Source organism: Proteus sp. CD3 (assembly GCF_008808075.1).
GTDB lineage: Bacteria > Pseudomonadota > Gammaproteobacteria > Enterobacterales > Enterobacteriaceae > Proteus > Proteus appendicitidis.
Map to the genome: position 1 here is coordinate 1,288,892 of NZ_CP019686.1, position 14,476 is coordinate 1,303,367.

The following is a 14,476-nucleotide window of genomic DNA, read 5'->3' on the forward strand; positions in this document are numbered from 1 at the left end:
CCCTCTATTATTCGAAATTTCAGTTTATCAATAATTAAATCAATAGCAAATAACAAGGAATATTGCATTTATTCAGGATGAAAGTTTGCTTTTGTAGTGTTCATACCAAGGATTGAATTTATGGCGGGAGCATTAGGTAGATTAAATATTGATTTGACGCTGAATACGGCAAATTTCACAAATGCGATCAACCGTAGCCAGCGCCAAACAGAACAATTTGGGCAAAGTATTCGCGTCAGTCTTCAAGCTATCACCGTACAACAAGAGCGAATGGTATCGCAAACCGCAAAATCCTCAGCGCTTTTTGCCCGTTTTGCGAGTGTCACCGCAAGTGCATTATCCATTCATCAAGTCATTAATTATGCCGATAGTTGGACTGAATTACAGAACCGCTTAAAACTGGTGACAGAAAGCTCCGTTGAGTTAAATAAAGCCACACAAGCCGTCTATGATATTGCCCAAAAAACCTATCAATCATTGGATGCCACAGCACAGGTTTATCAACGTTTTGCGGATAATGCCGATCGCTTAGGCTTAAGTCAGCAAAAAGTGGCTGAACTCACAGAAACTGTCTCAAAAGCCGTGGCGATTTCGGGAGCGAGTGCAACCGCAGCACAAGCGGCATTAACCCAATTTGGTCAAGCATTAGCCTCGGGGCAGTTACGCGGGGAAGAGCTGAATTCGGTGATGGAGCAAACCCCTGCGTTAGCGAAAGCCATCGCTGACGGAATGGGTGTCAGTGTGGGTGAACTAAGGAAGAAAGCCCAAGACGGTGAAATGACGATTGAAAAAGTCATTCAAGCCTTAGAGCGTGCTGCCGACAGTGTGGATAAAAAATTCGCCACCAGTGTGACAACGGTTAGCCAAGGTTTCACTAATCTTCAATCGGCGATGACCAAATTTATTGGTGAAGCGAATCAAGGTACAGGTGCGACTCAGCTTTTTACCACAGGGATGACCACTCTTGCCGATAATCTATCGTTAGTCGCTAAAGTAGTCGAAGGGATCGCCGTCACGGCATTGGTAGCAAAACTCTCTCAATGGACGAAAGCCACTTATCTGAAAAATCAGACAACGTTGAATGAAGCCAAAGCCACATTACAGAGTGCAGAGGCAAACAGTGTGGCAGCAACCAGTGCCGTGAGGAAGGCATGGGCGGATAAAGAAGCCGCCACATCGGCGCTCAATAGAGCCAAAATGGAATATCAAGTTGCTAGAGGCACTAACGCGGAAAAAATAGCACTTGATAACCTTATTGCCACAAAATCACTCGCAAGAACAACCTCTCTAAATTATACACAGGCATTAACCGCCGAAAACGTTGCTCAACGTGCATTAACGACCGCTCGGCGTCAATCAACGGTGGCGGGGCGAGCACTTAACAGTGTTATGGGATTCGCGGGTGGCCCTATTGGATTAGTGTTGACGGGTGTTGCGGCATTGGGCATGGGATTGTATGAATACAGCGAAAATGTCAAACAAGCCAAGTTAGAATCGATTGAATTTGCTCATTCCCTTGATACATCAACAGAAGCGTTAAACAAAATGAGCAATGCCACGTTAGTGGCGAATTTAAGCAAAGTTTCATCGGGCATTAACGCGCAATTGGAGAAAATCGAGGAACTTAAACAACAGGTTATTTCCTTACAAGGTCTATCAAAATACAGCGTTGAGAGTGAAAAGGCGTTTACTGAACAAGGTGTGGGGGATTTATACCTTAAACGAGTGGCTGAAAAGCAAAAAGAGCTTGATGCTGCGATGGGGATATATGCAGAGCAAGTTAATAACTTAGAGCGTCAGCGAGCCAATATGCAAAATATGTTGGCGACACTCAAAGAAAAAGTAGGTGACCAAGCTCCTGAATATAGACGCTATGCCACCGAATTACAAAATGTTGATGCCGTTATCAATTCACTTAAGGCGAGTTTAAAGAGTTTAGGCATTGAATATGAATCACTCATTAATATCACGCTTCAGGCGACAAATAGCCAAGTGAATGCCGCCATGGCGATTGCTAAACAGATTGATGAATCGATTGAAAAATCGCAACGTTCAGTGGCAAAAGCACAAGCCACAGGGAAGGTATTAGCGAAATTAAATGCAGAAGATGTATTGGCTTCACGCAAAATTACGCCAGATATGCAAGGCTACGATAAGGCCTTACAAGCTGAAATTGAGGCACAACTGGCACTGCAAGCCAAACGGACGTATAAGCCCAGCCATAAATCAACCATTGATTATGCCAAGCAATACACCAAAATCTTAACGGAATTAGAGGAAAAACAAGCCTCACTGATTGCGGATGGACAAAGTATTCAGCTGTATGGCACTACCTCTTCCTTTAATGAATACACATCCGCATTAGCCGATATCAAACAGAATAAAGACAAATTTGATGCCATCTTAAAAATCGATCCCAAAGCCATTGAGACGATAAAAGAAAAAGCGAAAGCCATTGATGATTTAGCTCGTGCCAACTCGGTTGCGCAATTTGCTTATGATCGCGGTAAAGAAATTGAGCAGATGCAATTTGAAACCACCTTGATAGGAAAGACACGCGCAGAGCAAGAAAAACTCAATGCCCTTCGTCAGATTGATGTGCTGTATCAGCAAGCCAGTGTGGATTTAGGCGAGAAAGAGCTGGCGAACTTACAACGCAATGTCGAACTCACTAAGCAGCAGATTGAGGAAGAGCTGAGGAAGCGAGAGGCCATGAAAGGCGATCCGATGGTGGGATTAAAACAAGGCTTATCGGATTTCAGTGAGTCGGCTATGGATGTAATGGAGAACGTCAGAAACGTCACTACCAATGCCCTTAATAATATGTCTGATGCATTAGCCGATTTTGCTTTAACGGGCAAAGGAAGCTTTAAAGATTTTGCCAATGCGGTGATTTCCGATATCACTCGAATGGTAATGAAAATGCTGATTTTCAAAGCCATTGAAGCAGGCGGGCAGGCAATGGGCTTTGATATGGGATGGATGAGCAAAGGGCATGCTTACGGTGGTTATACGGGGCATGGAGGAAAATTCGAACCTAAAGGGATTGTACATGGTGGTGAGTTTGTTTTTACCAAAGAAGCGACGGCTAAATTGGGTGTCGGCAATCTCTATCGCTTAATGCATGCGGCGCAAGGTTATGCTTCGGGGGGCTTTGTGGGGCCGGTCGCAGGGCGAATACCCGTTACACCGCAACCGACGTTAGCCCATGCAGGTGGTGTACAAATGACCGTCGTTAATCATATTACGGTGACGGGAAATGGTGACGCTGTACTTGCACAGGCAATGAAGGAAGCCGCACAACAAGGGACAGAAGCAGGCGCACAGAAAGCTCACGCGATGATGTTACAAGACTTTCAAAGTAATGGCGCAGCACGCAGAACATTAGGAGTCTAAATGTCTATTCTTGAATGGCCAAAAGAGGTGATCCCCACACAAGAAAACTGGCAATTATTGAGTAACAGCAAAACCTTTACCTCACCATTTAATGGAAGTAGCCAGACGGTACGCTTTCCGGGAAGCCGTTGGCGTTGTGAGCTGACATTTAATAATTTAAATGAAGAGAAATCGCGCCAGTTAGAAGCGCTGGTGGCTTCATTGGATGGGATGTCGGGGCGAGTCAAAATATCAAGCTGGATAAGAAAAGGGCGTTATGGGTATGGTTCGCCTCGTATTGCAATACCGAGCCAATTGGGTAATCGACTAGAAACGAAGGACTGGAAGCGCAATATGCGCGTGTTACAGCAAGGGGATCGCTTAACTGTGGGCAATGAACTCAAAATGGTGGTGGCGGATGTGGTCAGTGATAATCAAGGACGTGCCATTATTCTTATTTCGCCGATGTTAAGAACATCACCTACCGTCAATGAAATGCTCGAGGTTGAGCGTCCTTTTGGAGTTTTTCGGCTCGTTGATAATGAACAGGGTAAATTTCAGCATCGTCGCTTGGGGTATACCCATATCACGTTATCTTTTGAGGAGGTGTTGTACTAATGCAATATCATCCATTTTCTGATGCCATGGTCAACGCGATTAATGAGGGAGCTTATATCGTTTTAGCTGCCAGACTCGATTTGAAATCAGGCGTCACCTGTGCGCATACCGGTGTTGGGCAACTGATTATTGCGGGTGAAACCTATTTAGGTGTAGGAAGTTTAGGTGAAATCAGTCAGCTAAAAGAGAATAAGACAACCAGTCCTCCACAACTACAGCTTAAATTAGCCGGTTTTGATAAATCGCTGGTGGGAATGGTGATGAATGAGCAAAGTCGAGGACGCGAAGTCCGGTTGATGATGGTCGCCATTGGTGAAGAGGGAAAACCGTTGCTTGCTGAAGTCTTATTTGTCGGACAAATCACATCTATCAATGTAGTGTCTGGCGAAGAAAATGCCGTATGTGTTAATGTTTCTAATCGATTCGAGCGATGGTCAATCGGGTTACCTGATAGATTCACCGATGAATCGTGGTCATCTCGAAGACAAGGTGATCGTATCTTTCGCTATGTCGCTCAAATGGCTGAACGGGCCATTTATTGGGGCAGTAAGAAAGATGCACCTGCATTTATTTATAAATAATTGTTGGAAGAAACGAAATGAGTAAAAAACTTTTAGTTCCCCTTATTATGACGAGTCTATCGCTATGCGCAGCAAGTGCACAAGCCGTAGGTGAAAATACGCTTTCATTAGGTTATGCACAAAGTCATGTTAAAGCGGATGGCGATAAACTAAAAGAGAAGCCGAAAGGATTTAATGTCAAATATCGTTATGAATTCGATAATCATTTAGGTGTTATTGGTTCTTTTGCTTATACACATCAAGGCTATGATTATCGCTTAGGATCTCACTCTGTGGGAAATGGCGATCTTGATTATTATTCACTTACCGTGGGGCCAACCTATCGTTTTAACGATTATATTAGCGCATATGGTTTATTGGGTATTGCCCACGGTAAAGCTGAAATGGAGTTAAATGCCCCGGGTTATCACGAAAAAGAAAGCCAAAGTAAATCTGCATTCGCTTATGGTGCGGGACTTCAATTTAACCCATATCCCAATATCGCTATTGATGCTTCCTATGAATACACTAAATTTCATGATGTTAAAGTAGGTACATGGATGGTCGGTCTTGGCTATCGTTTCTAATTAAAGATAAATATTATGTATGAAAGTCGGCATTATGCCGGCTTTTTTGTTTTTAGGCGTTCTGATAATGAAACAACCTAACTGGACACTTAAATTACCCGAAACCATAAGGGTGGCGATGAGCCGCCCTTTTTCATGGGGTGAATTTGATTGTTGTATTTTTGCCTCTGAATGTATTTACGCACAATGCGGTTTCTCGCCAATAAAGCCTTATCTCAATCACTATAAAACCAAAGCAGAAGCCTTCAATCTTATCAAATCTAAATTTGGCTCATTAGAGAAAGCCGTTTCACGCTATTTCAAATCCATTGAGATTGAGTGTGTTCAGCGTGGCGACCTCGTACTGTTTAAAGGTGAGGATGGTGAAAGTTTAGCCGTGGTCTGGGCGGGGCATTATTGGGGCGTAACCCCACAAGGCGTGAAGCCGGTGCAGATTAACCCAATCAAAGCGTGGAGAGTGGAATAATGGGTGGGAGTGGTGGATTAATTTCAAAAGTCTTGGGTGCTGGCTTAATGATTGCTGGGCTATTTACCGGTGGCGTGACATCGGCGATGGGCATGGCGCTGATGGCGGCAGGCGTTGCGGTTCAAGTCGCGGGTTCGCTTATCTTTAAGCCAAAACTGCCTTCCATGAATTATCGAGATACGGGTGAACGCAAACAGATGTTACGTTCATCGTCTGCGCCTGAAACCGTAATTGTCGGAAAAACAGTGATATCGGGTTTGCTTTTCTTCGCCGAAGAAGAAGCGGGGGAACAAGATGAAAACGAAAAAATCACACTGGCATTAGCGTTAGCAGGGCACCCCATAGAGAAAATTGGGAAGATTTGGTTGGGAGACGATTTAATTGAGACGTTTGGTGAATATACCGTTCATGAAGTTAAACACCTTTGGTTAAAGAGTTTAAAAATCACGGCACCTGTTGTTGAAGTGGAGTTGCATAATGACAGGGAAGATGTCGATCCCTTTATGCTTAAAAATTGCCCGTCATGGAAAGAGGATATGATTGGTCGAGGTCTGGCGTGGTTACGAGTGACACTCACGTTTGACCAAGAAAAATTCCCTTATGGATTACCCAATGTGAAATGTGAAGTCTGGGGAAAACATCTGTTTGATCCTCGCACTGGGCAAACTGCATGGAGTAATAATGGGGCTTTAGTCATTTTGGATTATTACCGCCATTATTTAAAAGTGCCTGATACGGATATTGATTTTGACAGCTTTAAACAGGCGGCCGATTTATGTGATGAAAAAGTGAGTCTACCAGAAGGCGGATTTGAGTCGCGATATACCCTTAATGGTGCCTATGACTTAAATGAGAGTCCATCCAGTGTTTTGGAAGTGATGCACAAATGCATCAACGCGGAACCGACATTCACCGCAGGAAAACATGGTATTCAAATCGGCGCTTATTATGGGCCTGCAATAAAAACCATCACTGAATCACAATTGATTGGCACCGTCACATGTACCCCTGAAACAGGATTAAAAGACGCCACCAATACGGTGTATGGCACGTTTATTGATGCCGAACAGTTGTACACAAAAACCGACTTCACGCCTGTGATTGTGGACGAATGGGTGAAAGAGGATGGCTTAGAAATTCGAGAGAATATCGACTATCGTTTTGTCACCAGCCCTTATCAAGCCCAACGATTAGCTCGCCAATATCTTCGTAAAAAGAAAGCAGGAAGACGAGTTCAATTGACCATGAACTTAGACGGCTATGCTTATCGTCCGGGTGAAGTTGTGCTTTTAGAATTACCTTCTTTGGGAATTAGTGGGCTGGAATTCCGTATTGCCGAATGGTCTTTTCATGCTTTAGACGGTGTGGCTTTAACGTTGGAAGAGGATGGTGCCTATCTATATGAAGATGTGATTGGCAAACCGTTTGAGCGTCCCCCGTTTGTGAGTTTACCCACTGGCGGTGTTGCTTCACCCATTAATCTTACCTTTGTTCCACTTGCAGTCAGTGACATCGTACAAGGTACGCTTTCTTGGCAAAATGTTGCTTCTGATGTGCGCTATAACACCGTTACTGTTCTTCAAGAAGGCAATGTTATTCAATCTATTCAGGTACCGGCTGAGCGTGTTGATATTAACGGATTAGCGCGAGGAACTTATCGTGTTGAAGTTAGGGCGACAAATGTGGCAGGCGCAATGTCGGCACCCGCTATCAGTGACTTTGCCATTCAAGCACCACCGCCTCCTGAGCATATTGATGTTACCTCTGGCTTATTTAATCTGACCATTGCACCGAAACAAGGCGATAGTGCTGTCTTTGGTTATACCTTTGAGTTTTGGTTTAGTGAGGAAAAGCTCGCTGATCTTTCTGAAAATGAAGTGATCACCAAAACAAACAAAGTTGGCCAAGGGAATTTCTGGACGCAAGAGAATTTAAAAGCAGGGCATACGTATTATTTTTATGTTCGAACAATCAACAGCTATGGCAAATCACCTTTTGTGGAAGCTTCAGGTACTTGCTCTTCTCAAACGGATTTAATTCTTGAGGAATTAGCGGGGCAAATTAGCCGAGACCAATTAGCGCAAGACCTATTGGGTGAGATCAACAGCAAGGCTAACCAACTCGATATTACTGAATTACATGAGTTGATGAGGATAAATCATGACAAGATTTTATCTGAGTTGATGAGGCATGGAGCAACTATTGAAGAAAGTGAAAAAAAACTGGAGGAGGCAGGAAAATTATTAGCTGAGCGAATGAACCAAGTTGCAACGGCAACAGAAGCACAGGCCGCCACAATTAAACAAGAGCAACAAGCACGTATTGAGGCTGATAAAACTGAAGCACAACAACGGCAATCCTTAGCTACTCAACTTCGTGGTGATTATACCGGCAATGATTTATCGAAAGTCACCGCAGGACTTATCTCCGCAGAGAAACAAGCACGTGTTACAGGCGACCAAGCGGAAACCAAAGCCAGACAGTCATTGGAAACACGGATGAATGGAAATGTTTCCGCGATTAATAAATCATTAGAAACCCTCACTTCAAAACAGCAAGCCCAAACGCAAGAGATTTCAACGCTCAATTCAACTCTTAAAGGGAAAGCTGATAGTAGTGCGGTAAATGCGTTAAATACGCGTGTATCTAATATCGATGGCAAAGTGACGTCTGCAACCTCACAGGTACAAACGTTATCCAGCAAATTAGATAAAGTGAAAGCCGATTTAACGGAGTCTGTGGTGGTGGATTTAGATTTATCAAAACTCAATGAAAACACCTATTATCCGGTTATTTTGCCATTAGTGACCTCTCGTCGTTACGCGTTTAAGGTTTTTAGAACCTTAGGGCAATATAGAGACAATAAACCCAGCTATGCGACACATGGCACCAAAGGCTTTGCCATGATTGTGGAATGGCAAGTCAGTGGTTCTGGATGGGGAACACAGTCTGAAAACCGCATCATTGATAATTTTGATTGGCGATGGACAAATCAATCCCCTGTGCTGGGACCCGCTCAATTAATAAATGGTTCTGTGGAATATATCTATTTGCGGGGAGGGGCAAAATATCAGTTAACTAAACACAAAAGTGTTAACCATCAAATTATCACCAGCACTTATACCAACAACAAGCAATCGGTGGCACCAAAGGGGTTTGTGGCGAATGAAGTACCTAAGTCGAGCGAACAGAAAGCCAATGCAATGGCGAATGCGGTAAGCCAACTTGAAACTAAAGTGACTGAGGTTTCAGGTAAAGTGACCTCTACCGCTCAGCAAGTCACTCGTTTAGAAAGCCAAGTGGGTACAAGTTCAGCCAAAATCGAACAAACTTCGAAAGTGGTCACAGACATAAATGGCAAAATTTCAGCATCATGGACAATGAAAGTCCAACAAGATAGCAAAGGGAATAAAGTCATTACCGGCATTGGCTTAGGGTTTAATGCACAAGGAAATAGCCAATTTCTGGTCAATGCCCAAAACTTTGCAGTGATATCGTCATTAAACGGTAAAGTGGTGACACCGTTTGTGATCCAAAATGGACAAGCTTTTTTCAATGATGCGTTATTTAGCAAGGCAACCATTGATAAATTATCGGTAGGTAAAAAAATCACATCCACTAATTATTTAACGGGCAAGAAAGGATTTAATATTGATGCCACAACAGGGAATGTGGAATTAAATGATGCAGTATTTCGTGGACGATTAGATATTAACTCAGGAGGAACAAAAGGGCGGTTAGTGATCACGAATAATACTATTTATGTTTACGATGAAAACAATCAGTTAGCGGCAAAAATAGGTTATTTAGGGTAGCGTATGAAGTTTATTGTTTTAATTACAGCATTATTATTGTCAGGGTGTACCTCTGGATATAAAAAAGTCGATTGCCAAGGTGTTTACCAAATAAAAACTTTTCACTATCAACAACCTGTATTGGTAAAGTTTGATAAAAAGAGAGAAACCATTAAAGGGCCTCTTTATCATGCTGTACCTCAATTAGGATTTAAATTCTTAGGAGGATGGGTATCTCCTGATGCCGTAGAGGATTTCTCATGTCGTGGGGAATAGAGATATATGAAAAAGGAAAGCCAATAAAAATCACAGGGCGTTCATTTATTTTTGACCAAATAGCGGTCACTCAGAATGGCAGTAAAACTTATAATAATATTCCTAAAGGGCGGTCATTGGCCGCCTATATTGCCGCTAGAAATCGAGGATCTTATTTCACTGTTAGAGTCGAGAATAATAAAATCTCGTGGAATTCTCTACGCGGTAGCCAATCGATTAATGGAATTATTATGGTACTAATTAAATGAGTAAATATGGTGCATTATTTTTTAATCAGGGAATTACCGAAGAATTAACACCTTATGAATCAGCCGTATTTTTAAAAAAAATAAAAACAAAGCCAGGACTAATTAAAGTCATCGAAGGTAATAATAACGCAGTGCCACTTATTTTTATTCGAATTCTTAATTCTTCTAATCCATCATTAGGTGGATTATCTGAAGTAATTTATGAAAACAATGCGTGGTGTGTGAATTTAATCGATACTATTCAAGGTAATTCAGCAGAATATGAGCTCTATGTATTTGTGAAGTCTTCTTATCATATTTCACTTCATCCTCAAAAATGGGGAATTCAAATTTATCATAAAGGTGTTATTACACATGCCTCAAGCCAAAGACCGCTTAATTTATTAGAGGGAAATAACTTTGTGCTCACAGGAAATAATTGGAGTGGTGTGGATGTCGGATTCCCTTGTGCGGTATTAATCACAACAATTGGGCATATAGGGATGATGGATTCGATGGGAGGAAAAACGATTAGAGTAACTCTTTGTGGGCGAGGTAATCGTATTATCCCTCATTCCATGATAGTAGCCGGACAGATGTCAACAACCTCTCTAGGTAAGCAGTATTTTTATATTGATGTGAGGGAGTATGGTGGGTGATAGAAAAGAGTTTAGATAGTTGGTGGTGGTCGGCTTTGTACTGTGAGTTCAACCATAAAAGGGTATACTGACTTTATTGCGAACTATCATTGAACATGAGAATAAAACCGAAAAAATTACTGAAATAGAATAAACCTGAACTACTGACAGTATCTGAAAGTAGCAACGAATGTTGGTCTATGGACTTTAGGCATGATTAACCGTCAGATAGTCGTTCATCCGTTTTCTGAATATCATCAGAACATTGGTTCATCTCATGGGGTGGAAAGAGAAAACTGTCGCCATTCGGTGTGATAAAGGTCCTAAATATACAGGAAAGATACTGATGTTATGGGGAAATATACCCCTCCGTTTTATTCAACCAAGCAAATTTCAGCAGAATGCTTATATTGAGCACTATAACTGGTCGGTACGTTATGACTGACTGCGATAATATTTTTTTAATTGCAGGACTATACCACGCGATGGCAATGATCCTATAACTACGACCGAATATTGGGTTAGATAGTTTTACGTTAATACAGTATAGTCAACGTATGGACTAACTCTAATTATCACATCCATTAAAAATGTGGGAATTACCGAATCCTCCGGCTACCTATAACACTGATAATAAGATAAAGAAAACTGAGACCTCAAAGGTAATAAATGCTAATAATATGTAAAATAAAAAAGTGTTCCTTTATCTAATGACTGAATAATCCAATGTCTTAGATGTGTTTTCTTTTGTCAAAATTTGGAACGGACTATTTGACAGACTTCATCTAAAGTAAGCATGGTTGTAACAATAGAGTTTATTGTCCTAGATCTATTTGTAACCGTTCTGCTTCACACTCTGCTAAATGTAGTAAATGACCTAAGGATACAAGCCGAGATGCGCTAGTGCCATGCCCATATTCGACATCCTGCAAAAGGCGAGTTTTTTCATATAACTTATGTGATAGACCTCTCCATATCTCATTTAATTGGGAGTAGATTTGAATCTCTATATGAAAATCATCGGTGTAGATAATATCTGCATGGTAAGCAAAATAACCGCTCGCCATCTTTGCCTCTTGCTCCACTTTTATTTCTAATATGTCATTGTAATCATCTAATGATATTTGATTCATTTGAAGCTTTTCTCTCCATTTTGGTAATGCCTTGCTGAAGTCATTTGCAAACTTGTGAGTGCTTAAAATTACTGAACTTCTTGCTAAGTCTTTTATATTGTGTTTAATGTTGGTTGATGTGACGTATTCTGACGCATCTTTGTTCTTTCTCCATAATTTATCAATTATTGATTCAATCGGCTTGAATATGTCGTTGTATCTTCCTGTTGATAGTTGGGTATTTAAAAGTATTTCACACTTATATGAAGAAACGTCTACATCAGCAGTCTGTTTAGCTCTTAACAAAACGGTATTAAGTTGATCTAATAGTCTCGCGAGTTTTTCAAATCTATCTCTATTTGCTTCCAATGAATTAATTATGTTTGTTAACTCGGTTATAATATTTAGCCCAGGCTCAACTTCAAGGTTGTGCCATGTTATATATTGGTTATAGTTGAAAGTTTTTGGGCAGTCCATTTAAAACTCCCCAATGTAAAAAGCTTTTGAAAGTCTCTTCGCAAGAGACTTAACTTCGATACTGCACCAACTCATCTCAAAGGCTAGACTGACTTGGTGTGCTTTATTGTTTTTTATATTAAATTCATTTTTAAAAAAAGTTAGACCAGAAATAACAAAAACTTCTTGGCCTTCCCATCGATTTAATCCAAATCGTTCAAGCTTATGTTCGAAAGTGGTTTGGATAGTACCAAGTTTGTCAGATAAATCATTTAAGTACCATTCTTTAGAGAATATCTCAGTCCACATTTCATGGGCTTGTTTATAAATGTCAATGACTTTTTCGTCACCATTATTAAGTAATTCAAATGTTTTCATTTCATACCTTTCAAAAATTCTTATTTATATAAATAGCTTAGTATACTACCAACAAAAATTCTTAATGCTACTTTATATAGAATTTACTCGGTTGCTCATCATTGTCTCTGTTCTCGAATATGTTCTGTGAAGAGGCTCATGCTAAATTGTTCTACGTGTTTCACAAACAGTTTTGCAACCATCAGAGTTAAGTAAGGGGCACTTCAATTATGTTGTTCTAAACATCGAAACTGTGTGATCTCAGCATGATGCTTCGCGGTAGGTGTAATAGCCAACTAAAAAAGTCTCTGTTTCAGCGTTTTTCCTGTATTACCTTTCAGATTCGTTTGGTGGTAATCCATCGCTATATTCGTGTGACATGAATGTACTGCAATATCTGACAATATCGACTCTACCTGTTCATCAGGGTTATAGTGGAAAGACCTATATTCATGATTTTAACCTCATTAACAATATTGTAGTTCTGAACAACACTAATTGGGTGGATTCACGTTTTGATGTTTGTTTTAATAACGTAGTTAAAAAAACAACATATCGCTGAGATAAAGAATCAAAAAGGCTGTAATAATACAATATATTGCTGATTTAGGTATAGAGACAGATGGAGACGTTACTCTCTGCATGTATGAAGAAAGACTATATTATCTAAAATTATATAGGTATTTTTACGCATTAACTGAAAAGTTATAGTTTCAAATTAAATTACAAAACTTGCCAAAGTATAGTCATTTGTATTAATACTACACAGGATAGGTTTTATTTATAGTACATAATTAAGCTCGATTTGCCTCATTAGAATTATAGGGAATATAGGTAAGGATACGAGCCAAAAATAGACTATTATTTTTTATGGAACTGTGAGTTATTTAAAATTAAAAACCTTTTTATAATTTCTGGGATGTTATACTATTCATCATTGTTTTATAATTAAAAATGAGATTACAATTATTATGAATGAAAAAGATACTGAGTTTCATTGTCAAAAAAGTATTAAATTAACTATAGATGTTGATTCTGATATGATCGAAATGTTAAATGAATGGTCTAGAATGGTTCCTACACTATATTTATTAGATATCTGTTTGGTTTCTATAATAAAATTACCAGAGGAAAGTATTAACAGAGATAAAAGAAAGAAAAAATGGATTGATGAACTTAAAAATTTAGATCGTGAACAAAATAAATTTTCATATATATGTGCGTTAATGGAAAAAGTTAGTGATTCACGAGTAAAAATGACTGATGTCGAGTTAGAAGAACAAATATTGGGTGATGTGGCATCTTTAAGACGTTTTTTTAAAAATGCTTCTATATATGAATCTGATAAATTTTTGATTTCATTTCTCCGCGAATTAAGAGGACTACCAGTAGAAACCGATAAGGAGAAATACGTGAGGTTTCTGAAATCTGCAAATGAAAAATTTAATTTAAAAGATGCAGTTTCACCATCAAATAGACTTAATAAAGCAAAGGAATTATTGGAAGAAGCAGATAATATAGGGATATATAAGCAACACCCAGTAGTTGTTGTTACATTAGCTTGCTTATATGGTAATCGGCAGGCTAAAAAATTAATGAAATTTAAAAAGAATGCTGATTTATTTGATGTTGAAAATGTTTTGTCCGATATACTAATTATTTCTAGGACAGCAAAGCTTAAGTTAGAAATAGAGCATTATGGAAATAATGGGAGAGGGCGTTTTCCTCGTGCTATTTTTCTTTCAGATGACACCGCCCTTAATGAAATACGTAATTGTTTTGAACCCAAGATGGTTAAAAATATAGATAGTGAAGATGGAAGAGAAAGTATACTTACATTAACTGTTAATTTAGAAAAACTTATGACAGAAATTACGGAAGATGAACTCGCTCAACTTACTGAATTGCTAAAATAGATTTAATGTACTGATTACTTTTTCATGATATAAAAAGTGATATTTCAAGTGAAGTAATATAATTTTAAATTGTAATTAAGTAAAAAATGAGATT

12 protein-coding genes and 1 pseudogene are annotated in these 14,476 nt (G+C 39.7%); 11 read left to right on the forward strand and 2 right to left on the reverse strand.

Annotated elements, in window-relative coordinates:
• Positions 1-120 precede the first annotated feature (120 nt).
• From BTA34_RS05810 to BTA34_RS18310, 10 genes and pseudogenes are all read left to right on the forward strand, one after another.
• On the forward strand, positions 121-3,396 hold the full coding sequence (locus BTA34_RS05810; RefSeq protein WP_151434845.1) for a phage tail tape measure protein: 3,276 nt from the start codon (positions 121-123) through the stop codon (positions 3,394-3,396).
• Positions 3,397-3,993 carry a hypothetical protein gene (locus BTA34_RS05815; RefSeq protein WP_151434846.1) on the forward strand — a complete coding sequence of 199 codons (597 nt, stop codon included), beginning with the start codon at positions 3,397-3,399 and terminating at the stop codon, positions 3,991-3,993.
• Complete coding sequence (locus BTA34_RS05820) at positions 3,993-4,574, forward strand: hypothetical protein (protein WP_012367795.1); 582 nt, start codon at positions 3,993-3,995, stop codon at positions 4,572-4,574. Before BTA34_RS05815 ends, BTA34_RS05820 begins: the two co-directional genes overlap by 1 nt.
• Before the next feature lie 17 nt (positions 4,575-4,591).
• Positions 4,592-5,140 (forward strand): Ail/Lom family outer membrane beta-barrel protein, encoded by a 549-nt coding sequence (locus BTA34_RS05825; RefSeq protein ID WP_151434847.1) that lies wholly within the window; start codon positions 4,592-4,594, stop codon positions 5,138-5,140.
• Positions 5,141-5,207: 67 nt separating this feature from the next.
• Positions 5,208-5,606 (forward strand): DUF6950 family protein, encoded by a 399-nt coding sequence (locus BTA34_RS05830; RefSeq protein WP_151434848.1) that lies wholly within the window; start codon positions 5,208-5,210, stop codon positions 5,604-5,606.
• Positions 5,606-9,421, forward strand: a complete 3,816-nt coding sequence (locus BTA34_RS05835; protein ID WP_151434849.1) for a phage tail protein — start codon at positions 5,606-5,608, stop codon at positions 9,419-9,421. Before BTA34_RS05830 ends, BTA34_RS05835 begins: the two co-directional genes overlap by 1 nt.
• Positions 9,422-9,424: 3 nt before the next feature.
• Positions 9,425-9,676: a hypothetical protein gene (locus BTA34_RS05840; RefSeq protein ID WP_004242498.1), complete on the forward strand. Its 252-nt coding sequence runs from the start codon at positions 9,425-9,427 to the stop codon at positions 9,674-9,676.
• Positions 9,661-9,924, forward strand: a complete 264-nt coding sequence (locus tag BTA34_RS05845) for a hypothetical protein (protein WP_151434850.1) — start codon at positions 9,661-9,663, stop codon at positions 9,922-9,924. Before BTA34_RS05840 ends, BTA34_RS05845 begins: the two co-directional genes overlap by 16 nt.
• On the forward strand, positions 9,921-10,562 hold the full coding sequence (locus BTA34_RS05850) for a hypothetical protein (protein WP_151434851.1): 642 nt from the start codon (positions 9,921-9,923) through the stop codon (positions 10,560-10,562). The genes BTA34_RS05845 and BTA34_RS05850 overlap by 4 nt, the downstream gene beginning before the upstream one ends.
• 47 nt (positions 10,563-10,609) lie before the next feature.
• Positions 10,610-10,983: pseudogene (locus BTA34_RS18310) on the forward strand (IS3 family transposase); the annotation flags it as partial.
• Positions 10,984-11,356: 373 nt separating this feature from the next.
• On the opposite strand, the gene BTA34_RS05855 reads toward BTA34_RS18310, so the two are convergent.
• Positions 11,357-12,130 (reverse strand): hypothetical protein, encoded by a 774-nt coding sequence (locus BTA34_RS05855; protein ID WP_151434852.1) that lies wholly within the window; start codon positions 12,128-12,130, stop codon positions 11,357-11,359.
• A complete protein-coding gene (locus tag BTA34_RS05860; protein WP_151434853.1) occupies positions 12,131-12,487 on the reverse strand; it encodes a hypothetical protein in 357 nt (118 codons plus the stop codon).
• A gap of 950 nt (positions 12,488-13,437) precedes the next feature.
• Between BTA34_RS05860 and BTA34_RS05865 the strand changes: the two genes are divergently transcribed.
• Complete coding sequence (locus BTA34_RS05865) at positions 13,438-14,382, forward strand: hypothetical protein (protein WP_151434854.1); 945 nt, start codon at positions 13,438-13,440, stop codon at positions 14,380-14,382.
• Positions 14,383-14,476 lie beyond the last annotated feature (94 nt).